General features: G+C 60.6%; 18 protein-coding genes. 8 read left to right on the top strand and 10 right to left on the bottom strand.

Annotation, left to right across the window (positions count from 1 at the left end; all coding sequences use genetic code 11):
- Positions 1-9 precede the first annotated feature (9 nt).
- The 7 genes from CS390_RS16080 to gloB form a co-directional block, all read right to left on the bottom strand.
- The gene (locus CS390_RS16080) at positions 10-1,620 is read right to left on the bottom strand and encodes an ABC transporter ATP-binding protein (RefSeq protein WP_065761183.1); all 1,611 of its coding nucleotides are present in this window, start codon (positions 1,618-1,620) and stop codon (positions 10-12) included.
- A 1-nt stretch (position 1,621) separates the two neighbouring features.
- Positions 1,622-2,641 (bottom strand): ABC transporter permease, encoded by a 1,020-nt coding sequence (locus CS390_RS16075; protein WP_065761184.1) that lies wholly within the window; start codon positions 2,639-2,641, stop codon positions 1,622-1,624.
- Position 2,642: 1 nt separating this feature from the next.
- A complete protein-coding gene (locus CS390_RS16070) occupies positions 2,643-3,716 on the bottom strand; it encodes a microcin C ABC transporter permease YejB (RefSeq protein ID WP_099775322.1) in 1,074 nt (357 codons plus the stop codon).
- A 1-nt stretch (position 3,717) separates the two neighbouring features.
- Entirely contained in the window at positions 3,718-5,568 is a 1,851-nt protein-coding gene (locus CS390_RS16065) for an extracellular solute-binding protein (RefSeq protein ID WP_065761186.1), read from the bottom strand.
- Entirely contained in the window at positions 5,565-7,394 is a 1,830-nt protein-coding gene (locus tag CS390_RS16060) for an extracellular solute-binding protein (RefSeq protein ID WP_177442410.1), read from the bottom strand. Before CS390_RS16060 ends, CS390_RS16065 begins: the two co-directional genes overlap by 4 nt.
- Before the next feature lie 124 nt (positions 7,395-7,518).
- Complete coding sequence (locus tag CS390_RS16055) at positions 7,519-8,928, bottom strand: transglycosylase SLT domain-containing protein (RefSeq protein WP_065761187.1); 1,410 nt, start codon at positions 8,926-8,928, stop codon at positions 7,519-7,521.
- A 99-nt stretch (positions 8,929-9,027) separates the two neighbouring features.
- Positions 9,028-9,807: a hydroxyacylglutathione hydrolase gene (gene gloB, locus CS390_RS16050; RefSeq protein ID WP_099775321.1), complete on the bottom strand. Its 780-nt coding sequence runs from the start codon at positions 9,805-9,807 to the stop codon at positions 9,028-9,030.
- Positions 9,808-9,889: 82 nt separating this feature from the next.
- On the opposite strand from gloB, the gene CS390_RS16045 reads away from it, so the two are divergent.
- From CS390_RS16045 to CS390_RS16030, 4 genes are all read left to right on the top strand, one after another.
- A complete protein-coding gene (locus CS390_RS16045) occupies positions 9,890-10,648 on the top strand; it encodes a methyltransferase domain-containing protein (protein WP_065759897.1) in 759 nt (252 codons plus the stop codon).
- A 42-nt stretch (positions 10,649-10,690) separates the two neighbouring features.
- Positions 10,691-11,137: a ribonuclease HI gene (gene rnhA, locus CS390_RS16040; RefSeq protein WP_065759898.1), complete on the top strand. Its 447-nt coding sequence runs from the start codon at positions 10,691-10,693 to the stop codon at positions 11,135-11,137.
- Between the two features lie 145 nt (positions 11,138-11,282).
- The gene (dnaQ, locus tag CS390_RS16035) at positions 11,283-12,026 is read left to right on the top strand and encodes a DNA polymerase III subunit epsilon (RefSeq protein WP_065759934.1); all 744 of its coding nucleotides are present in this window, start codon (positions 11,283-11,285) and stop codon (positions 12,024-12,026) included.
- Positions 12,027-12,111: 85 nt separating this feature from the next.
- The gene (locus tag CS390_RS16030; protein ID WP_065759899.1) at positions 12,112-14,367 is read left to right on the top strand and encodes an arginine/lysine/ornithine decarboxylase; all 2,256 of its coding nucleotides are present in this window, start codon (positions 12,112-12,114) and stop codon (positions 14,365-14,367) included.
- A gap of 6 nt (positions 14,368-14,373) precedes the next feature.
- On the opposite strand, the gene CS390_RS16025 is transcribed toward CS390_RS16030, so the two are convergent.
- Positions 14,374-14,592 carry a hypothetical protein gene (locus CS390_RS16025; protein WP_065759900.1) on the bottom strand — a complete coding sequence of 73 codons (219 nt, stop codon included), beginning with the start codon at positions 14,590-14,592 and terminating at the stop codon, positions 14,374-14,376.
- A 147-nt stretch (positions 14,593-14,739) separates the two neighbouring features.
- On the opposite strand from CS390_RS16025, the gene CS390_RS16020 reads away from it, so the two are divergent.
- Positions 14,740-15,294: an NADPH-dependent FMN reductase gene (locus CS390_RS16020; RefSeq protein ID WP_065759901.1), complete on the top strand. Its 555-nt coding sequence runs from the start codon at positions 14,740-14,742 to the stop codon at positions 15,292-15,294.
- A 38-nt stretch (positions 15,295-15,332) separates the two neighbouring features.
- On the opposite strand, the gene phnX is transcribed toward CS390_RS16020, so the two are convergent.
- Positions 15,333-16,160, bottom strand: a complete 828-nt coding sequence (phnX, locus tag CS390_RS16015) for a phosphonoacetaldehyde hydrolase (protein ID WP_065759902.1) — start codon at positions 16,158-16,160, stop codon at positions 15,333-15,335.
- A 48-nt stretch (positions 16,161-16,208) separates the two neighbouring features.
- Positions 16,209-17,318 carry a 2-aminoethylphosphonate--pyruvate transaminase gene (locus tag CS390_RS16010; RefSeq protein WP_099775320.1) on the bottom strand — a complete coding sequence of 370 codons (1,110 nt, stop codon included), beginning with the start codon at positions 17,316-17,318 and terminating at the stop codon, positions 16,209-16,211.
- 112 nt (positions 17,319-17,430) lie between these two features.
- Here CS390_RS16010 and CS390_RS16005 point away from each other — a divergent pair, with 112 nt between their 5' ends.
- The 3 genes from CS390_RS16005 to CS390_RS15995 all read left to right on the top strand — a co-directional run bounded on the left by CS390_RS16005 (position 17,431) and on the right by CS390_RS15995 (position 21,149).
- Positions 17,431-18,294, top strand: a complete 864-nt coding sequence (locus tag CS390_RS16005; protein ID WP_065759904.1) for a LysR substrate-binding domain-containing protein — start codon at positions 17,431-17,433, stop codon at positions 18,292-18,294.
- Between the two features lie 70 nt (positions 18,295-18,364).
- Positions 18,365-19,381 carry an AraC family transcriptional regulator gene (locus tag CS390_RS16000; RefSeq protein ID WP_099775319.1) on the top strand — a complete coding sequence of 339 codons (1,017 nt, stop codon included), beginning with the start codon at positions 18,365-18,367 and terminating at the stop codon, positions 19,379-19,381.
- 115 nt (positions 19,382-19,496) lie between these two features.
- Positions 19,497-21,149 carry an acyl-CoA synthetase gene (locus CS390_RS15995; protein WP_099775318.1) on the top strand — a complete coding sequence of 551 codons (1,653 nt, stop codon included), beginning with the start codon at positions 19,497-19,499 and terminating at the stop codon, positions 21,147-21,149.
- The last annotated feature ends 5 nt before the right edge of the window (positions 21,150-21,154 follow it).

The following is a 21,154-nucleotide window of genomic DNA, read 5'->3' as shown; positions in this document are numbered from 1 at the left end:
CTCTTCAGGTTAATCGACAGCTGTTGGGGCCAAAAAGGCCGCTTCCAGCAGCTGCTGTGTATAAGTATGTTGCGGTGCAGCGAAAATGCTTGCCGCCGGACCTTGTTCAACCACCTGGCCCTGCTTGACCACGATCAGTTGGTGGCTTAGCGCCTTGATCACCGCCAGGTCATGGCTGATAAACAAGTAGGTCAGGTTGTACTTGGTCTGCAGCGAACGCAGCAGCTCCACCACTTGGCGCTGAACGGTCCGGTCGAGCGCCGAAGTGGGCTCGTCCAGCAGTATCAGTGCCGGTTTCAATACCAATGCCCGGGCAATGGCAATTCGTTGTCGCTGGCCTCCAGAGAACTCGTGAGGGTAGCGGTGCCGGGTTTCCGGATCCAGCCCTACCTCCTTGAGTGCCTCTATGATCGCCTGTTCCTGTTCTGCTGCCGTGCCAATCCGATGGATGCGCAGGCCCTCACCGACGATATCGCTCACGCACATACGTGGGCTGAGGCTGCCGAAAGGGTCCTGGAAGACCACTTGCATCTGCCGTCGGAACGGCCGAACCTGTTGCTGAGAAAGGCAGTCTAGCGCCTTTCCTTGAAAACGTATGGCACCTTGGCTGTGCAGCAACCGCAGAATTGCCAAACCCAGCGTGGACTTTCCGGAACCACTCTCGCCAACAATCCCCAGGGTTTGGCCCTGAGGCAGGCTGAAATTGATGCCGTCCACCGCCTTGACGTAATCGACTGTTCGTCGCATCAGGCCTTTTTTGATCGGGAACCACACACGCAGGTCTTCGACCTCCAGTAGCGGCTTGCCGATCGGGTTGTTCGCAGGCTGCCCACTGGGCTCTGCGCCCAGCAGCATCTGGGTATACGGATGCTGTGGAGCACTGAACAATTCGTTGCACGACGCTTGTTCGACGATACAACCGCGCTGCATGACACATACGCGATGTGCAATTCTTTTTACCAGGTTCAAATCATGGCTGATCAGCAGCATGGCCATGCCCAGCCGCGACTGCAGCTCCCTGAGCAGGTTGAGAATTTTCAGTTGGACGGTCACGTCCAGGGCGGTGGTTGGTTCGTCGGCGATTAGCAACTCCGGCTCGTTGGCCAGGGCCATGGCGATCATTACCCGTTGACGTTGGCCACCAGAGAGTTCGTGCGGGAGTGCCTTGAGGCGTTTGACCGGTTCGGGAATTCCCACCAGGTCCAGCAACTCCAGGGTGCGCTCGGTGGCGGCTTTACCCGTCAGGCCTTTGTGCAGCAGCAGTACTTCGTTGATCTGCTTTTCGATGGTGTGCAGCGGGTTCAGCGAGGTCATCGGTTCCTGGAAGATCATCGCAATGCGGTTGCCACGGATGTGGCGCATTTGCTTTTCGTCCAGTTTCAGCAGGTCGCGTTGCTCATAGTGGATGCTGCCGGAGGGGTGGCGGGCGATCGGGTAGGGCAGCAGGCGCAGGATCGAGTGAGCCGTCACCGATTTGCCTGAGCCGCTTTCGCCCACCAGGGCCAGCGTCTCGCCGCGGCGAATATCGAAACTGATATGTTCGACGGCCCGTTGTATCTGGTCGCCGACGACGAATTCGACGGAAAGGTCGCGGACTTCGATCAAATTGTCCTGATTCATCTTATTTCCTCGGGTCGAAGGCATCGCGGGCGGATTCACCGATGAACACCAGCAGGCTAAGCATCAGCGCCAGTACCGCAAACGCACTGATACCCAGCCACGGTGCTTGCAGGTTGGACTTGCCCTGTGCGACCAGTTCACCCAGCGATGGAGCGCCAGGCGGCAGGCCGAAGCCGAGGAAGTCCAGTGCGGTCAGGGTGCCGATTGCGCCGGTGAGAATGAAGGGCATGAAGGTCATGGTCGAGACCATGGCGTTGGGCAGGATATGCCGGAACATGATCGCGCCATTTTGCATGCCGAGGGCTCGCGCCGCACGCACGTACTCCAGATTGCGCCCGCGCAGGAATTCGGCACGCACCACGTCGACCAGGCTCATCCAGGAAAACAACAGCATGATGCCCAGTAGCCACCAGAAGTTCGGCTGCACGAAACTGGCCAGGATGATCAGCAGGTAAAGCACTGGTAAGCCTGACCAGATCTCCAGGAAGCGCTGCCCGGCCAGGTCTACCCAGCCACCATAGAAACCCTGCAGGGCGCCGCTGATCACGCCGATGATCGAGCTCAGGATTGTCAGGGTCAGCGCGAACAGCACCGAGATCCGAAAGCCATAGATTACCCGCGCCAGCACATCGCGCCCCTGGTCGTCGGTGCCCAGCCAGTTCTGTGCCGAGGGTGGCGCGGGGGCGGGGACTTTCAGATCATAGTTGATGCTCTGGTAGCTGAAAGGAATGGGCGCCCAGAGTACCCAGCTGTCCTTGGCGGCCAGCAGTTCGCGCATGTACGGGCTCTTGTAGTTGGGCTCCAGCGGAAACTCGCCGCCAAAGGTGGTTTCCGGGTAGCGTTTGACCGCAGGGAAGTACCATTGGCCGTCGTAGCGCACGGCGAGGGGTTTATCGTTGGCGATCAGTTCCGCGCCCAGGCTCAGGCCGAACAGGATCAGGAACAGCCAGAGCGACCACCAGCCACGGCGGTTGGCTTTGAAGCGTTCAAAACGCCGGCGATTGAGCGGTGACAGTTTCATCTCATTGCTCCCGGCTTTCAAAGTCGATACGTGGGTCGACCAGGGTGTAGGTCAGGTCGCCGATCAGTTTCACGACCAGCCCCAGCAAGGTGAAGATGAACAGCGTGCCGAACACCACCGGGTAGTCACGGTTGATGGCTGCCTCGAAGCTCATCAGGCCCAGGCCGTCGAGCGAGAAAATCACCTCCACCAACAGCGAGCCAGTGAAGAAAATGCCGATGAAGGCCGAGGGGAAGCCGGCAATCACCAGCAGCATGGCATTGCGGAACACATGCCCGTAAAGCACACGGTTATTGCTCAGGCCCTTGGCCTTGGCGGTGATCACATACTGCTTGTTGATCTCGTCAAGGAAGCTGTTCTTGGTCAGCAGGGTCATGGTCGCGAAGTTGCCGATTACCAGTGCGGTCACCGGTAGTACCAGGTGCCAGAAGTAGTCGAGGATCTTGCCGGTGGTGCTCAGTTCGTCGAAGTTGTTCGACGTCAGGCCGCGCAGCGGGAACCAGTCGAAGTAGCTGCCCCCTGCGAACAATACGATCAGCAGAATGGCAAACAGAAACGCCGGGATTGCGTAGCCGATGATGATCGCCGAACTGGTCCAGACGTCGAAATGGCTGCCGTGGCGGGTGGCCTTGGCGATGCCCAGGGGGATCGAGACCAGGTACATGATCAGGGTGCTCCACAGCCCCAGGGAAATCGAGACCGGGAGCTTTTCTGCGATAAGGTCGATGACCTTGGCATCGCGGAAGAAGCTTTCGCCGAAATCGAGCCGGGCATAGTTCTTGATCATGATCCACAGGCGTTCCGGCGCCGACTTGTCGAAGCCGTACATGCGCTCGATTTCCTTGATCAGGGCCGGATCCAGGCCTTGCGCGCCGCGGTAGTTGGAACCGGCTACCGACACTTCGGCGCCGCCGCCGGCAATCCGGCTGGTGGCGCCCTCGAAACCTTCGAGCTTGGCGATCATCTGCTCTACCGGGCCGCCGGGGGCGGCCTGGATGATGATGAAGTTGATGACCAGGATGCCCAGCAGGGTCGGGATAATCAGCAGCAGGCGGCGTAGGGTATAGGCCAGCATACTAGTGTGCTCCGCTCGTCGATGCAGTCTCGGTCGGTGCTGCTACGGGCATCACAGGGGTAGTACTGGGTTTGATCCACCAGGTGTTGATGCCAATGTCGAACTTGGGCGGGGTTTGCGGATGGCCGATATGGTTCCAGTAGGCCACGCGCCAGGTTTTGATGTGCCAGTTGGGTACCACGTAGTAACCCCATAGCAATACGCGGTCGAGTGCGCGGGTATGGGCGATCAGGTCTTGCCGCGATTCGGCGTTGATCAGCGATTCCACCAGCGAATCCACGGCGGGGTCTTTCAGGCCCATGAAATTGCGGCTGCCCGGGTTGTCGGCACTGGCGCTTTGCCAATACTCACGCTGCTCGTTGCCCGGGGAGTTGGATTGCGGGAAGCCGCTGACGATCATGTCGAAGTCACGTGAGCGCAGGCGGTTGACGTATTCGGCAACGTCCACCCGGCGAAGGGTCAGATCGATACCAAGGTCGGCCAGGTTGCGTTTGTAGGGTAACAGGACACGCTCGAACTCGGTCTGGGCCAGCAGAAATTCGATTTTCAGCGGTTTGCCCTGGGCATCGACCATCTTGTCATCCTTGATGCTCCAGCCGGCCTCCTGCAACAGCTTGTAGGCTTTGCGCTGCTGTTCGCGGATCATGCCGCTGCCATCGGTGACCGGGTTGGCGAAGGCCTGGGTGAAGACCTGCTCGGGAACCTTGCCGCGCAGGGGTTCAAGGATCTTCAGTTCGGCGGCATCAGGCAGGCCACGGGCAGCCATCTCGGAGTTTTCAAAGTAGCTGCCGGTGCGGGTATAAGCGCCGTTGAACAACTGCTTGTTGGTCCACTCGAAGTCCAGCAGCAGGCTCAGGGCTTCCCGTACCCGCACATCCTGGAACACAGGACGACGCAGGTTGAAGACGAAGCCTTGCATGCCGGTGGGCAGGCCGTTGGGGATTTCTTCACGGATCAGGCGACCTTCGCGTACCGCTGGGGTGTCGTAGGCCGTTGCCCAGTTTTTGGCGCTGCTTTCCAGCCAATAATCGAACTGCCCTGCCTTGAGTGCCTGCAGGGCGACGGTGTTGTCTCGGTAGTAATCGACCGTCATCTGGTCGAAGTTGTAGAAGCCGCGGTTGACCGGCAGGTCCTTGCCCCAGTAGTTCTTGTCGCGCACGTAGCGAATTGAGCGCCCGGGCTTGACCTCGGCGATGGTGTAAGGCCCGCTGCCCAGCGGGATTTCCAGGTTGCCCTTGGTGAAGTCACGACCTTCCCACCAGTGTTTGGGCAATACGGCGATCTGCCCGAGAATCAGCGGCAGCTCGCGGTTGTTGTTGTGCTTGAACTTGAACAGCACCCGCAGCGGATCTTCGGCGACCACTTCCGCAACGTCGGCATAGTAGCCGCGGTAAAGTGGGGCGCCGTGCTTGATCAGCATGTTGAAGGTGAACACCACGTCCTCGGCGCGTACCGGGTGGCCGTCGTGGAAGCGGGCTTCCGGGCGCAGGTAGAAGCGCACCCAGCTGTTGTCCGGGGCCTTTTCGATCTGTTGTGCCAGCAAGCCGTATTCGCTGAACGGTTCGTCCAGGCTGGCGCGGGCCAGGGTGTCGTAGATCAGGTCGAGGTTGTCCGCCGAGACGCCCTTGTTGATGAATGGGTTTAGGCTGTCGAAGCTGCCGAAGCCATTCTGGCGGAAGGTGCCGCCCTTGGGCGCGTCCGGGTTGACGTAATCAAAGTGCTTGAAGTTGGCTGGGTACTTCGGCGCTTCGTTGTACAGGGTCAGCGCATGTTGCGGCGCGGCCAGGGTCTGCAGGCTGAGGCCAGCAAGCAACAGGCCAGCCAGTATGCGAAAGCCGGGCAATGGCGTCATTGGGCATTCTCCGAAGGCTTGAGCCACCAACTGTTAAGGCCCAGGGTATAGGGCGGTGTGGCGACGAAGGCGAACCGATTGCGGTAGGCCAGGCGCTGATTGTTCAGGTACCAGTTGGGAATCATGTAGTGCTGCCAGAGCAGTACCCGGTCCAGTGCGCGAGTGGCCGCAACCTGCTCGTCCCGGCTTTTTGCGGCGAGCAGTACCTCCAGCAAGTGGTCGACCACCGGGTCCTTGACCCCTGCATAGTTTTTGCTGCCTTTGACCGCGGCCTGGCTTGAATGGAAATACTGCCACTGTTCAAGACCCGGGCTGAGGGTCTGGTTGAGCGTCATCAGAATCATGTCGAAATCGAACTGGTCCAGCCGCTGTTTGTACTGGGCGCGGTCAACGGTGCGCAAGCGTGCATCGATCCCGATGCTCGCCAGATTTTCGACATAAGGTTGCAGAATCCGCTCCAGGTTTGGGTTGACCAGCAGGATCTCCAGTTTCAAGGGTTGCCCCTTGGCGTTGAGCAGGCGTTGTCCGCTCAGTTTCCAGCCCGCCTGGTTGAGCAGTGTCAGGGCCTGGCGCAAGGTATCCCGGCCAATGCCCCGGCCTTCGGTGCTGCTGACCTTGAACGGCTGGGTGAACAGCTCTGGCGGCAGTTGGTTGCGGTAGGGCGAAAGCATTAGCCATTCTTGTCCGACAGGCAAGCCAGTGGCGCTGAACTCGCTGTTTGGGTAGAAACTGGTCGCGCGCTGGTAGGCGCTACTGAACAGGGTGCGGTTGGTCCATTCGAAATCCAGCATCAGGCCCAGCGCCTGGCGAACCCGGGTGTCGGCAAAGGTCGCCCGGCGGCTGTTCATGAACAGGCCTTGGGTCTGGGTTGGAATCTGGTGCGGGATCTGCGCCTTGATCACCTCGCCGCGACGTACGGCAGGGAAGGTATAGCCATTGGCCCAGTTCTTCGCCTGGTGTTCGATATAGATGTCGAATTCGCCCGCCTTGAAGGCTTCAAACGCAACATCGCTGTCGCGGTAGAACTCGAACTCAACCCGGTCGAAGTTGTACTTGCCACGATTGACCGCCAGGTCCTTGCCCCAATAGTTACTGACGCGCTCGAACACCAGGCTTCTGCCGGGCTGTACCTGAACAATGCGGTACGGTCCGCTGCCCAAGGGCGGCTCGAAGGTCGTGGCCTTGAAGTCGCGTGTTTTCCAGTAGTGCTGCGGCAGTACCGGCATCTCGCCCAGGCGCAGGATCAACAGTGGATTGCCAGCGCGTTTGAACACGAAGCGAATCCGCTGAGGACTGAGAATGTCGACCCGTTGTACTTCCTGCAGGTTGGTGCGGTAGAGCGGATGGCCTTCCTTGAGAAGCGTGCGATAGGAAAACGCGACGTCTGTCGCGGTAATCGGGGCGCCGTCGTGGAAGCGCGCTTCAGGACGCAAGTTGAACACCACCCAGCTACGGTCCTCGCTGTACTCGACCGAGCGGGCGATCAAGCCGTAGCTGGACGTCGGCTCATCGCCGGAAGGATCGTACTGGCCGGTACCGACCATGAGGGTTTCGTTCAGCTCGCTCACGCCATACTGCAGGAAGTTCGGCGTGGTTACCGGGCTGCTGCCCTTGAAGGTGTAGGGGTTGAGCGTATCGAACGTGCCAAAGGCCATGGCCCGCAACGTACCGCCCTTGGGCGCTTGCGGATTGACCCAGTCAAAATGGGTGAACTTGGCTGGATACTTGAGCGTGCCAAACTGGGCGTAACCATGGCTTTCGATGATTGTTGCGCCCGCAGGAAAGCTCAAGGCCAGGCTGATTGACAGCAGGAGGGGGCGTATCAAGTCGGGGATCCATTCCAGGCGGCTTGGGCTTTGGTCTGGCTACAGTAACAGCTTGTATCGACAGGAAAAAGAGTACCGGGTCGCACAGGGGCGGCGCGGCACCGAGTTGATGTGCCGTGCGGCCTCAATGAGGCAGATAGACGGTCAGTGTCTGGCCTGGTTTGAGTGCGTGCGCGGTGCTCGGATTCCAGCGCTTGAGGTGCTGCATTTCGACGTTGAAGCGTTTGGCGACCATGTACAGCGAGTCACCTTTGCGCACCTTGTACTGGGTGGAGCGTTGCTTCACGGCACCTTTGGTGTCGCGCAAGGCAAGGGTCTGGCCGACCTTGACGTTGCGCCCGGAAAGCTTGTTCCAGCGTTGCAGATCGTTGACGCTGACACGGTTGGCTTTGGCAATGCTGGCGAGGTTGTCCCCCCGCTTGACCCGGTAGCTACGGGCGGTACCCGCTGTGCCGGGTTCCGCTTCGGCCAATGCGGCTTTGAACACGGCCGGCTTGGGCTGCAAGCTGAGCAACTCTTCGGGCTTCATGTTCGACAGGCTGGTCGTGAGCAGTTGCGCTTTGGCCGTGGGGACCAGCAGTTGCTGTGGGCCATCGACCGTCATGCGTTTTTTGAAGGCCGGGTTGAGCTGATACATCTCGTCTTCGTCGATTTCGGCCAGGGCCGCCACGCGCGAAAGGTCCAGGCGGTCCTTGATCTCGATGGCCTCGAAGTAGGGTTCATTGGCAATCGGGTTGAGGTTTACGCCGTAAGCCTGTGGTGTCAGCACAACTTGCGAGAGTGCCAGCAGCTTGGGCACGTAGTCGCGGGTTTCCTTGGGGAGCGGCAGGTTCCAGTAGTCGGTCGGCAGGCCGAGGCGTTCGTTACGCTCAATGGCGCGGCTCACGGTGCCTTCGCCAGCGTTGTAGGCCGCCAGTGCCAGCAGCCAGTCGCCGTTGAACATGTCGTGCAGGCGTGACAGGTAGTCCAGCGCTGCGTTGGTCGACGCGGTAATGTCGCGCCGACCATCATAGAAACGCGTTTGGCGCAGGTTGAAGTGCCGCCCGGTCGAGGGGATGAACTGCCATAGGCCGACCGCATGGGCGCGTGAATACGCCAGGGGGTTGTAGGCGCTCTCGATCGCGGGTAGCAGTGCCAGTTCCAGCGGCATGTCGCGCTCTTCAAGACGCTCGACGATGTAATGCATGTACAGGCTGCCGCGGTCACCGACCGTTTCCAGGTGCGAAGGGTTACTGGCAAACCACAGGCGCTGTTGCTCGATGCGCGGGTTGACCCCGATATCGTCCTGCAACTTGAAGCCCTGACGCATGCGCTCCCAGACATCATCCGGTGCCTGTTGTGCAGGCTTGTCGTGGATGAAGACCGGTTTTTGCTTCAGTCGGGCCTGGTAGTTGTGCGCGCGAACGCTCTCGGAGTCACCCATATGACTGGTGCTCTGGCAGCCCACGAGCGTGGCAGTCAGAGCCAGCGCGACAGCTTGTGCGACGCGCGTCAGGGTGACGGAATTGAGGGTTCTGCGGCTAAGGGACGACATTGGCTGGAAGTAAGTTCCTGGCAAAAATGTCGGGCGATTCTAGAAAGCAGCCGGGGGGTGGTCAACCTCTCAGAACTTTTGGTGCCCAGCCGCGTCTGCTTAGAACGTATCCTTCCAAGCCCTTAAGCCAGCAAAAACAGTACTTGGAGAGGCGCTTGGGGTGCCATTCCGTTCGTCCACTTTTTCTTTAACGGATGTTTCGCCGGTGCGCAAAAAGGGGTTCGTCAGCTTCTCCAGTGCCAGCGTGGAGGGTAATGTGATGCGATCGTGTGCTCGAAACTGGGTAACGTCGGCGAAGCGTTGGGCAATATGCGGGTTTTGTGGTTCCACCGCACAGGCAAAGCGCAGGTTGCTGAGAGTGTATTCATGTGTGCAATAGACCAGCGTCTCGGCTGGCAGGGCTGCCAGGCGTTGCAGTGACTGGTGCATTTGCTCGGCAGTGCCTTCGAACAGGCGACCGCAGCCAGCGGCGAATAGCGTGTCGCCGCTGAACAGTAGCGGTGTTGGTGTCTGGCTACTGTAATAAGCAATATGCCCCAGTGTATGACCGGGCACTGCCAGCACCTGGAACGTCAGGCCCAGCACGTGCAGGCGGTCGTTGTCGTTCAGGGCCAGGTCGCGGGCCGGGATTGGCTCTGTGGCCGGGCCGCACACCCGGGCGCCGGTGGTCGCCTTGAGCGTTTCGATGCCGCCGACATGATCGTGGTGGTGGTGGGTGATCAGAATGTCGCTCAACTGCCAGCCAGGGTGATGGTCGAGCCAGGTGAGCACGGGGCCGGCGTCCCCCGGATCGACGACCGCACAACGGCGGCTGGCAGGGTCCTGCAACAGCCAGATGTAATTATCGGAGAAAGCGGGCAGGGCATCGATCTGTATCATGGTGCGATTCGCCAAGCGTGGGACATTGGTGCATCTTAGAGGCTATGGGGTTCCACGAGAACCCGGCAAGCGGGAGAGGGCTATGACCGACAAAGCGTTCGCTCAGGCTGATCCGGACTGGCTTGAGCTGATCAGTTTGGCGAGAGACTGGTTCGGCGGGCCATTGGGGCAGTTGTTGCTCAAAGAAGAGCAGCGGCTGCTGGAGGAGGAACTGGGGCGTTACTTCGGTGGCTACCTGGTGCATTACGGCCCTTGTGCCGAGGCTCCGCCCAATGCGCCGCAAGTGCAGCGCAATGTGCGCCTGGGCGCGCCGTTGCCAGGGGTGGAGATTGTCTGTGAAGAGCAGGCCTGGCCGTTGAGTGAGCACGCCGCTGATGTGGTCGTGCTGCAGCATGGGCTGGACTTCAGCCTTTCGCCGCACGGCCTGCTGCGCGAGGCCGCCAGCAGCGTGCGCCCTGGTGGGCATTTATTGATCGTCGGTATCAACCCTTGGAGTACCTGGGGAGTGCGTCATTTCTTTGCCCATGATGCCTTGCGCAAGGCGCGCTGCATCTCGCCCTCTCGCGTCGGCGACTGGTTGAACCTGCTGGGCTTCGCGCTGGAGAAACGCCGCTTCGGGTGCTATCGTCCGCCGCTCGCTTCCGCCGCCTGGCAACAGCGCCTGGAAGGCTGGGAGCGCTTGGCCGGCCGATGGCAGGGTGTCGGCGGTGGTGTCTACCTGTTGGTAGCGCGCAAAATGGTGGTTGGCCTGCGGCCGCTGCGCCAGGAGCGTCGCGAACCCATGGGCAAGTTGCTGCCCCTTCCGATGGCCAAGGTCAACCGACGCAATTCCGAACCCTGAGCGTGCAGGCTCGGGGGCAATTACTGATGAAAAAGGCTGTACATGAGCGAAAGCGTCGAGATCTACACCGATGGTGCCTGCAAGGGTAACCCTGGCCCCGGTGGCTGGGGCGCCCTGCTGATTTGCAAGGGTGTGGAAAAGGAGTTGTGGGGGGGCGAGCGCGAGACGACCAACAACCGTATGGAGTTGATGGCCGCCATCCGTGCGCTGGAAGCCCTCAAGCGCAGTTGCGAAGTGTTGTTGGTCACCGACTCGGAATATGTCATGAAGGGCATTAACGAGTGGATGGTCAATTGGAAGAAACGCGGGTGGAAAACCGCTGCCAAGCAACCGGTGAAGAATGCCGACCTGTGGCAGCAGCTTGACGAACAGGTCGGTCGGCACCAGGTGACCTGGAAGTGGGTGCGCGGCCACACTGGCCATGACGGCAACGAGCGTGCCGACCAGTTGGCCAACCGCGGTGTCGACGAAGTGCGCGGTCTGCGCTGAGCGTAAATCGGTCCGGCAAATGCCTGGGAGCTGAGGTAGAATTCCCGGCTTTCCCAATTGAGCACCCTGTCACTGTCGGCTTGGCCGGATCAGCGACGGGGTGCGGTTTTCTAGATGTGCGCGGCAGGAGATCACCGGCGTGGAGATGCATAACAACAGGTCGGTAGTGCTGGATACCGAAACCACCGGTATGCCGGTTACCGACGGTCACCGGATCATCGAGATCGGTTGTGTCGAGGTGATTGGTCGGCGTCTGACGGGCCGCAACTTCCACGTTTACCTGCAACCGGATCGGGAGAGTGACGAGGGCGCTATCGGCGTTCACGGCATCACCGATGCGTTCCTGATTGGCAAACCGCGCTTTGCCGAAGTCGCCGATGAATTCTATGAATACATCAAGGGTGCGCGGCTGATCATCCATAACGCGGCGTTCGACGTTGGTTTCATCAACAACGAATTCGCCTTGGCCGGTTACGCCGACCGCACTGACATCACCCAATACTGCGACGTGCTCGACACCCTGATGATGGCGCGGGAACGTCATCCGGGGCAACGCAACAGCCTTGATGCCTTGTGCAAACGCTACGGTATCGACAACTCCGGCCGCGACTTGCACGGCGCGTTGCTCGACTCCGAGTTGCTGGCAGACGTCTACCTGGCCATGACCGGCGGGCAGACCAGCCTTTCGTTGGCTGCCGACGGTGCTGAAGACAGTAACGGCAACAGCATTCAGGGCAGCGAAATTCGTCGGTTGCCGGCTGATCGTCAGCCTGGACGAATCATTCGGGCTAACGCCAGCGAGCTTGAAGCCCATCTTGCCCGCCTGGAAGCGATCGCCAAGTCCGCGGGTGGTCCGTCGTTGTGGCAACAGATGAACGAGGCGAACTGAAGTCGTTCCTGCACACTGGCGGCAACCTTCTAACCTGTGAAGTGAAAGGCTCTTCGGGCCTGTCGTTTCCGGGGTGGGGTGGCGCATGTACAAGGATCTTAAGTTTCCCGTTCTGATCGTTCACCGCGATATCAAGGCTGATACGGTTGCTGGCGAGCGCGTACGCGCCATTGCCCAGGAGCTGACGCAAGACGGCTTTGCGATTCTTTCGGCAGTGGATTACGCCGAAGGACGTTTGGTGGCGTCCACTCACCATGGCCTGGCGTGCATGCTGATCGCTGCCGAGGGTGCCGGGGAGAATACTCACCTGCTGCAGAACATGGTCGAGCTCATTCGCCTGGCGCGGCTGCGTGCGCCACACCTGCCGATCTTTGCCTTGGGCGAGCAAGTGACGCTGGAGAATGCGCCGGCAGAAGCCATGAGCGAGCTGAACCAGCTGCGCGGTATCCTCTACCTTTTTGAAGACACGGTACCGTTTTTGGCGCGGCAGGTGGCACGGGCTGCGCACAATTACCTGGACGGGCTGTTGCCGCCGTTCTTCAAGGCATTGGTGCAACACACTGCGCAGTCCAACTACTCCTGGCATACGCCGGGGCACGGTGGCGGCGTGGCGTATCGCAAAAGCCCGGTGGGCCAGGCGTTCCACCAGTTTTTCGGTGAAAACACCTTGCGCTCGGATCTCTCGGTGTCGGTGCCGGAGCTTGGCTCGCTGCTCGATCACACCGGGCCACTGGCTGACGCTGAAGCGCGGGCTGCGCGCAACTTTGGTGCGGACCACACCTTCTTTGTGATCAACGGCACCTCTACGGCCAACAAGATTGTCTGGCATGCGATGGTCGCTCGCGATGATCTGGTGCTGGTTGACCGCAACTGCCACAAGTCAGTGTTGCACGCCATTATCATGACCGGTGCAATCCCTTTGTACCTGTGCCCTGAACGCAACGAACTGGGCATCATCGGGCCGATCCCGCTGAGTGAATTCAGCCGCGAGTCGATTCAGGCCAAGATCGACGCCAACCCGCTGGCGCAGGGCCGCGCGCCGAAGGTGAGAATGGCCGTGGTGACCAACTCGACCTATGACGGCCTGTGCTACAACGCCGAGCTGATCAAGCAGATGCTCGGCAACAGTGTCGAGGTGCTGCACTTCGACGAAGCCTGGTATGCCTATGCGGCGTTTCATGAGTTTTTCGCCGGGCGTTTCGCCATGGGAACGTCACGCAGTGCGGACAGCCCGCTGGTGTTCAGCACCCATTCGACCCACAAATTGCTGGCAGCCTTCAGCCAGGCTTCGATGATCCATGTGCAGGATGGCGGGGCTCGGCAGTTGGACCGAGACCGTTTCAACGAAGCGTTCATGATGCATATTTCCACGTCGCCGCAATACAGCATCCTGGCGTCGCTCGACGTGGCGTCGGCGATGATGGAAGGCCCGGCGGGGCGTTCGTTGCTGCAGGAAATGTTCGATGAAGCGTTGAGCTTCAGGCGGGCCCTGGCCAACCTGCGCACGCATATCGCCGCCGATGACTGGTGGTTCAGTGTCTGGCAACCACCACGGGTCGAAGGTGCGCGGGCGGTGGCTACTGCTGACTGGCTGCTGCAGCCGCAGGCCGCATGGCACGGGTTTGGCGAGGTGGCCGATGACTATGTGCTGCTCGATCCGATCAAGGTCACGCTGGTCATGCCGGGCCTGACTGCGGACGGTGCGCTGGGCGAGCACGGGATTCCGGCGGCCGTGGTCAGCAAGTTTCTCTGGGAGCGAGGGCTGGTGGTGGAAAAGACCGGGCTCTATTCCTTCCTGGTGCTGTTTTCCATGGGTATTACCAAGGGCAAGTGGAGCACCTTGCTGACCGAGCTGCTGGAGTTCAAGCGCAACTACGACGCCAATACCGACTTGCTCGAAAGCCTGCCGTGCGTGGCAAACCTGGACCCGTCGCGTTACCAGCGGTTGGGCCTGCGTGACCTGTGTGACCAGTTGCACGACTGTTACCGCAGCAATGCCACGGCCAAGCAACTCAAGCGTTTGTACACCCGTTTGCCAGAGGTGGTCATGAAACCGGCCGACGCCTACGACAAACTGATCAGGGGGGAGGTGGAGGCGGTGCCCATCGACCAATTGATCGGGCGTATTGCCGCCGTCATGTTGGTGCCGTACCCGCCGGGCATACCCTTGATCATGCCGGGTGAGCGCTTCACCGAGGCGACACGCTCAATCATCGACTACCTGGCCTTCGCGCGGGCTTTCGACACCGGTTTTCCCGGCTTTGTCGCGGACGTGCATGGGCTCCAGCATGAAGACACCGCCCAGGGGCGGGTCTATACCGTCGATTGCATTACGCCCTGAATGGGCTCAGGGGATGCGGATGATCTCCACACCGCTTTGCACCAGTTCAAAACGGTCTTCACCCAGGTGGTTGACCCGGTCACCGATCGCCAGGCGGTAGGTGGTAACGGGGAGCGAGGCGGCAGTTCCATCGGCCTGCAGGGTAGATTCCTGGAACTCATGTACAGGGTAGATACGTCCTTCAGCATCCCGTGCATGAAATTGTCCGACCAGTACTGCTGTCATTTAACGTGCAACCTCTGAAATAAAAATGCGCTGTCAGCCATAGACCGCTGTAACTGCGGGGAGTTTTGCCAGTGTAGAAAAAAACTGAGGAGCTGCACTGATCGTCTATACCTAAAATTCCCTATGTTTTTCAGGTTGGAGAGCGCTATGAGTCCGGTCTATTCAGTTGCGGTGCTGGTGGGCAGCCTGCGTAAGGAGTCCTTGAATCGCAAGGTCGCTCGCGCGCTTGCCGAGTTGGCGCCCCCCAGTCTCAAATTGAGTATTGTCGAAATTGGCGGGCTGGCGCTGTACAACGAAGACATTGATGGCACGCCACCCGCTGCCTATACGGCTTTTCGTGAGCAGATTCGCAACAGCGATGCACTGTTGTTTGTGACACCTGAGTACAACCGTTCGGTCCCAGGTGTGCTGAAAAACGCCATTGATGTGGGTTCACGGCCCTACGGGCAGAGTGCCTGGAGCGGCAAGCCGGGCGCGGTAATCAGTGTGTCGCCGGGTGCGGTGGGGGGCTTTGGTGCCAACCATCATTTGCGCCAGTCGCTGGTGTTCCTCGACGTGCCCTGCATGCAGCAGCCTGAGGCATATGTAGGCGGGGCGGGGAGCCTGTTCGATGAACATGGCAAGCTTTCGGAGAAAACCCGGCCGTTTCTGCAGGGGTTCATTGACAGCTATGCGCGCTGGGTCGCGTTGCATCAGCGTTGAGGTGAGGCCGGCTCCTTTCGGGAGCCGGCACTGCGCAGTCAAACCGCTTGCGGCATCTCACCTCGGGCCAGACGCTGGTTGATGTCAGCGATCACACCGGGTAACTCATTGATAGTGTCGATCAGGTAGTGCGGGCGCGAACCTTCGAACATCGCATGAATGCGTTTGCGCTCGGCTTCCAGCGTGTTCGGGTCGAGGGCGCGATAGCCTTCGTAGGTCAGGCCCAGGGCGTTGCCGGAACAGACCAGGGCGACGGTCCACATGCCGGCGCGGCGGCCTTCGAGGATGCCTGGCACGGTGTCATCGACCTTGACGCATGCAGCGACGTCGTCGATGCCCAAGGCAATCACGTTGGCCAGCGCTTGCGCCGGCCAAGGGCGTCCATTAGGGGTTTCGTCGGTGGCCACTACGTGGTCGGCAACATAGCCGTTCTTTGCCGCCAGCTCGACCACCTTGTCCATCACCACTTTCGGATAGCCCGAGCACGAGCCGATCTTCAGGCCGTTCTGACGCAGGCCGGTGAGGGTGTCCAGCGCGCCGGGGATCAGTGCCGAATGCACGGCGATCTTCTCGATCTGCAGCGGCATGAAACGCTGGTAAATGGCGGTCACGTCATCATCGGTCGGGGTGCGTCCGAACACCTTGCGGTAGCGCTCGGCAATCTGCGGTTGGTCGCAGAGGGTGCGGATATGGTCCCATTTGCCCATGCCCATCGGGCCGCGGGCTTCCTCGATAGAAACCTCGACGTCGAACTCGGCAAAGGCTTCGACGAAGATCTGCGTAGGTGCAAAGGAGCCAAAGTCGACCACGGTGCCGGCCCAGTCGAGGATCGCGGCTTGCAGGTGTGTTGGGTTTTTGTAGTTCATCGGTGAATTCCTTGATCGGTCATGCCATCGGGCGGATTGAAAACGGCTTCAGATATCCAGCACTTCCATTTCGCGCAGCACTTCGGCAATGGCGTTGACGGCGGCGCTCATGCCGTCCGGGCCAACACAGCCGATGCAACCGACGCGGAAGGTTTCCACTTGGGTGAGCTTGCCAGGGTAGAGGATGAACCCCTTGGCCTTGACCCGCTCGTAGAAGTCTTTGAAGGCGTAGCGTGCATCACGAGGGGCGTGAAAGGTGACGATGATCGGTGCCTGGATGTCTGCCGGCAGGAAGCTGCGCAGGCCAATGGCGGCCATGCCATCGAGCAGGGTTTTGCAGTTGCTGGCGTAGCGCTGATAACGAGCGGGCAGGCCACCTTCCTCGTTGTACTGCAGCAGGGCTTCATGCAGGGCCGCGACCACATGGGTGGGCGGGGTGAAGCGCCATTGGCCGGTCTTGGCCATGTAGCTGTGTTGATCGTGCAGGTCCATTGCCAGGGAATGCGAGTTGCCTTCGGCAGCGGCCAGCGATGCCTGGTTGGCGAATACGAAGCCCATGCCCGGCACACCTTCCAGGCACTTGCCGGAAGCGGCGATCAGGGCATCGAAGGGCACTTCGCTGGCGTCGATCGGCAAGGCTCCAAACGAACTCATGGCATCGATGATCAGGCGCTTGCCGTGGTTGGCGACGACCCGGGCGATGTCGGGCAGCGGGTTGAGAATGCCGGTACTGGTTTCACAATGAATCAGCGCCACGTGGGTGATGCTGGCGTCGGCTTGCAGCAGGCGGTCGACATCGGCAGCCGTGGTCGGCTCGTCTTCTGCGGTTTCGAACGTGCTGTAGGCGCGCCCTAGTACTTCGCAGATTTTTGCCAGGCGCTGGCCGTAGGCGCCGTTGATCAGTACCAGCACTTTACCGTCGCGCGGTACCAGGGTACCGATGGCTGCTTCCACGGCGAAGGTGCCGCTGCCTTGCAGGGGAACGCAATGGTGTGTCCCGGCGCCGTTGATGATGGCCAGCAGTTGTTGGCACAGGCTGGCGGTCAGTTGGTTGAAGTCACGGTCCCACGAGCCCCAGTCCACCAGCATTGCTTGCCGTGTACGGGCCGAAGTGGTCAGGGGGCCAGGGGTCAGCAGGATCGGAGCGGCAGTACTCATGGTGGTGGTCCTCACAAACTGTGGGCTGAAGGTACGGGGCTTAAGTTGCAATTCCGCGCGCCATCAATCAAATTGTTTGTTGTTATGCCAACTATAAGTGGGGCCGATACTGATGAACCTGTTCCAGCTCCGCGCCTTTGATGCCGTGGCCCGTGAAGGCAGTTTTACCCGGGCCGCCAATCGCTTGTTCATCAGCCAGCCAGCGGTCACCGGGCATATCAAGGCACTTGAAGAGCATTACCAGATCACCTTGTTGCGCCGTACGGCGCGCCGGGTGGAACTGACCGAGGAGGGCACCCGCCTGGCGGCGATCACCCGTGCCATGTTCAGCCTGGCTGAAGAGGCCCAGGCGATGCTTGAAGCCAACCGGCAGTTGCTGACCGGGCGCCTGGAAGTGGCCGCAGACGGCCCGCACCGGGTCATGCCGATGCTCGCGCAATTGCGCGCCCGCTACCCGGGCATTACGGTCAACCTGCGCCTGGGCAATGCTCAGGAAACCCTTGCGGCGTTGTTGTCCGAACATGCCGATGTGGCGGTACTGACCGAGGTGGAACCGCGCAAGGGGCTGTATTTGCAGAGCCTTGGGCCGTCGCATATCTGTGCACTGATTCCGGCCGGGCATGAATGGGCTGCCAGTACTGCGCAGTTGCCCATTGACCAGTTGGATAAACAGATCATGGTGCTGCGCGAGCCCAGTTCGATTACCCGGCGCACCTTCGATCAGGCGTGCAGCGAAGCGCAGGTGCAGCCCAGGGTCCTGCTGGAACTGGATAGCCGCGAAGCAGTGACCGAAGCCGTGGCGGCAGAGCTGGGTATCGGCATTGTCGCCTCGGTCGAAGTCAGCCACGACCCGCGTGTTGTGGCCCGGCCGATTGCCGGCCCGGGGCTGATCAACCAGCATATGCTGGGTTGTCTGGAACGGCGCCGTGAGCTACGGCTGATACGGGCATTTCTGGACCTGGCACAGCAGGGCTGAAACGAGCGTTTTCGCTGGCGGAGCTCTAAGATGTCGACCGGCAACCTCAAGGGAAGGTGAAGTACAAGCGATGACGGAGAAAGACACGATCTCCATGCAACTGGTGCGTGAGGCCCTGTTGCAGAGTTGTGCAGCAGGCAGCGCCACGAGCGAGGTACTCAAACGGGTCGGCATCGACCCGCAGCAGTTGGGCCAGCTCGATGCCCGTGTGCCGGCCAGTGCCTATGCGCAGCTATGGCGGCTGTTGGCGCGACGTTGTCACGATGAGTTTTTCTGCATGGACCCGCGCGGCTTGCGCAGCGGCAGCCTGGCATTTTTGTGCCGTTCTTCCATGGCGCAGCCCACGCTGGGCGCCGCGCTGGAGTCGGCGCTGAGCTTCCTGTCATTGATGCTGGAGCACTTGCAACCGGTGTTGGTGCGCCAGCAGAGCCTGGCCGAAATCGTGGTCGGCGAACCTGAAGATGCACCCCGTCGGGCGTTTACCTACTTCACCTTCTGGATGATCGTTCATGGTGTCGCCTGCTGGCTGGCAGGGCGGCGTATTCCGATCCTGGCCATCGAACTGCGCTGTACCGAGCCGGACTTCTGCGACGACTACCGGGTGATGTTTTCCGAGAACCTGCAGTTCGGTCGCCCGCGCACGCGGATGATCTTTGCGGCCGAGTGCCTTGATCTTCCCGTCAGGCGCAGCGTCGATGAGTTGCAGCGTTTTCTGGCCGAAGCGCCCGCCAACATCCTGGTCAAGTACCGCGACCCGGCCAGCCTGGCGCGGCGTATTCGCCACGACCTGCGCGCGCTGCCCGCTGCTGCCTGGCCCGAGACCGAAGCCCTGGCCCAGCGCCTGTGCATTTCCGCCTCGACGTTACGGCGGCGCTTGGCCGATGAAGGGCAGACCTATCAGGGCTTGAAAGACAGTGTGCGCCGGGAACTGGCGATTACCTGGTTGGCCGAAGCCGACGTCAGTTTTGCTGACATTGCCGCGCGCCTGGGGTTTGCCGATACCAGCTCGTTCTACAAGGTATTCCGCAAATGGACCGGCAGTAACCCGGGGCACTACCGCAGCCTGATTCTTCTGCCGACCGACTGAGTGGCCAAACCAGTCATCCAGATTGCGCGCTTTGACCATTGCCGCAGGCAGTGACCAGCGCGACTATCAACAGATCATTCGTTTATTCCAAAAATAAGAAACGAGGAGTCTGGTGATGCGTGAATACAGCGTGGCTGCGAGCAGCTTCAACTATCAGCAGGCCGCCGACGAGGCCCTTGCAGGTAACCTTGAGGCGCTCAACGCCTGTGTTGAGTGCTGTGACCGACATGCCCAGGACGGGCGTATTGCGTTGAACTGCGAAGACCGTGACGGTAACAGCACGCACTACAGTTTTGCCGATCTGCAGGCCCGCGCCGCGCGGTTTGCCAACGTGCTCAAGGCTCAGGGTGTAGGCCCTGGCGACCGTGTGGCGGGTTTGTTGCCACGTACCGCAGAACTGCTGGTGACGATACTCGGTACCTGGCGTCTGGGTGCGGTGTACCAGCCGCTGTTCACCGCATTTGGCCCCAAGGCGATCGAGCACCGACTGGAAAGCTCCGGTGCCAAGGTGGTGATCACCGACCGCAACAACCGCAGCAAGCTCGATGACGTCGAGGGTTGCCCGCGGATTATCTCGGTGCTCGCCCAGGCCGACTCCGGCGACCTCGACTTCCATACCGAACTCAATGCTGCGGCCAGTGAATGCGAGCCAGTGCTGCTGAGCGCCGACGCACCGTTTCTGCTGATGTTCACCTCCGGCACCACCGGCCCGGCCAAGCCGCTGGAAGTGCCGCTGCGCGCGATCGTCGCCTTCCAGGGGTACATGCGCGACGCCATCGACCTGCGCCCGGAAGACGCTTTCTGGAACCTGGCCGACCCGGGTTGGGCTTACGGGCTCTACTATGCGGTTACCGGCCCGCTGTCGCTGGGCCACGCGACGACCTTCTTCGATGGCCCGTTCAGCGTTGAAAGCACCTACAAGGTTATCAAGAAATACGGCATTACCAACCTCGCCGGTTCGCCGACCGCCTACCGTATGTTGATTGCTGCCGGTGAGGACTTTTCGGCGCCGATCAAGGGTTGCCTGCGGGTGGTCAGTAGCGCTGGGGAGCCGCTCAACCCAGAAGTGATCCGCTGGTTCGCCGAGCAGTTGAATGTGCCTATCCATGACCACTATGGCCAGACCGAGCTGGGCATGGTCCTGTGCAATCACCATGGTCTTGCGCACAAGGTGCATATGGGCGCCGCAGGTTTTGCCGTTCCAGGGCATCGCATTGTCGTGCTGGATGAGCAGCAGCGTGAACTGCCTGCCGGGCAGCCGGGCATTCTCGCCGTGGACCGTGAGCAGTCACCACTGTGCTGGTTCGCGGGTTATCACGGCCTGCCAACCAAGGCCTTTGTCGGCAAGTACTACCTGAGTGGCGACACCGTCGAGTTGAACGACGACGGCAGCATCAGCTTCGTCGGCCGCAGTGACGACGTGATCACCACCTCCGGTTACCGGGTTGGACCGTTCGACGTCGAGAGCGCCTTGATCGAACACCCTTCGGTAGTCGAGGCCGCGGTGATCGGCAAACCCGACCCAGAGCGCACTGAGCTGGTCAAGGCGTTCGTGGTGCTGGGCAATGGCCACAGCGCCAGCCCCGAACTGGCCGAAACCCTGCGCCAGCACGTGCGCCAACGCCTGTATGCCCATGCCTACCCACGTGAAATCGAATTTGTCAGCGAGCTGCCGAAAACCCCGAGCGGCAAGCTGCAGCGCTTCATCCTGCGCAATCAGGAAATCGCCAAACAACAAGCCGCGCTGGGTCAGACCGCCAGCGCCTGAGGAAC

The sequence above is a fragment of the Pseudomonas sp. HLS-6 genome (assembly GCF_002753995.1).
Taxonomy (GTDB): Bacteria; Pseudomonadota; Gammaproteobacteria; order Pseudomonadales; family Pseudomonadaceae; genus Aquipseudomonas; species Aquipseudomonas defluvii.
The sequence above is the reverse complement of the archived record's forward strand: the minus strand, read 5'-3'. Positions and strand labels throughout refer to the sequence as shown.

Coding starts and splice junctions, on each gene's coding strand:
- CS390_RS16080 (WP_065761183.1), bottom strand. CDS start 1,620: ATGAATCAGGACAATTTGATCGAAGTCCGCGACCTTTCCGTCGAATTC.
- CS390_RS16075 (WP_065761184.1), bottom strand. CDS start 2,641: ATGAAACTGTCACCGCTCAATCGCCGGCGTTTTGAACGCTTCAAAGCC.
- CS390_RS16070 (WP_099775322.1), bottom strand. CDS start 3,716: ATGCTGGCCTATACCCTACGCCGCCTGCTGCTGATTATCCCGACCCTG.
- CS390_RS16065 (WP_065761186.1), bottom strand. CDS start 5,568: ATGACGCCATTGCCCGGCTTTCGCATACTGGCTGGCCTGTTGCTTGCT.
- CS390_RS16055 (WP_065761187.1), bottom strand. CDS start 8,928: ATGTCGTCCCTTAGCCGCAGAACCCTCAATTCCGTCACCCTGACGCGC.
- gloB (WP_099775321.1), bottom strand. CDS start 9,807: ATGATACAGATCGATGCCCTGCCCGCTTTCTCCGATAATTACATCTGG.
- CS390_RS16045 (WP_065759897.1), top strand. CDS start 9,890: ATGACCGACAAAGCGTTCGCTCAGGCTGATCCGGACTGGCTTGAGCTG.
- rnhA (WP_065759898.1), top strand. CDS start 10,691: ATGAGCGAAAGCGTCGAGATCTACACCGATGGTGCCTGCAAGGGTAAC.
- dnaQ (WP_065759934.1), top strand. CDS start 11,283: ATGCATAACAACAGGTCGGTAGTGCTGGATACCGAAACCACCGGTATG.
- CS390_RS16030 (WP_065759899.1), top strand. CDS start 12,112: ATGTACAAGGATCTTAAGTTTCCCGTTCTGATCGTTCACCGCGATATC.
- CS390_RS16025 (WP_065759900.1), bottom strand. CDS start 14,592: ATGACAGCAGTACTGGTCGGACAATTTCATGCACGGGATGCTGAAGGA.
- CS390_RS16020 (WP_065759901.1), top strand. CDS start 14,740: ATGAGTCCGGTCTATTCAGTTGCGGTGCTGGTGGGCAGCCTGCGTAAG.
- phnX (WP_065759902.1), bottom strand. CDS start 16,160: ATGAACTACAAAAACCCAACACACCTGCAAGCCGCGATCCTCGACTGG.
- CS390_RS16010 (WP_099775320.1), bottom strand. CDS start 17,318: ATGAGTACTGCCGCTCCGATCCTGCTGACCCCTGGCCCCCTGACCACT.
- CS390_RS16005 (WP_065759904.1), top strand. CDS start 17,431: ATGAACCTGTTCCAGCTCCGCGCCTTTGATGCCGTGGCCCGTGAAGGC.
- CS390_RS16000 (WP_099775319.1), top strand. CDS start 18,365: ATGACGGAGAAAGACACGATCTCCATGCAACTGGTGCGTGAGGCCCTG.
- CS390_RS15995 (WP_099775318.1), top strand. CDS start 19,497: ATGCGTGAATACAGCGTGGCTGCGAGCAGCTTCAACTATCAGCAGGCC.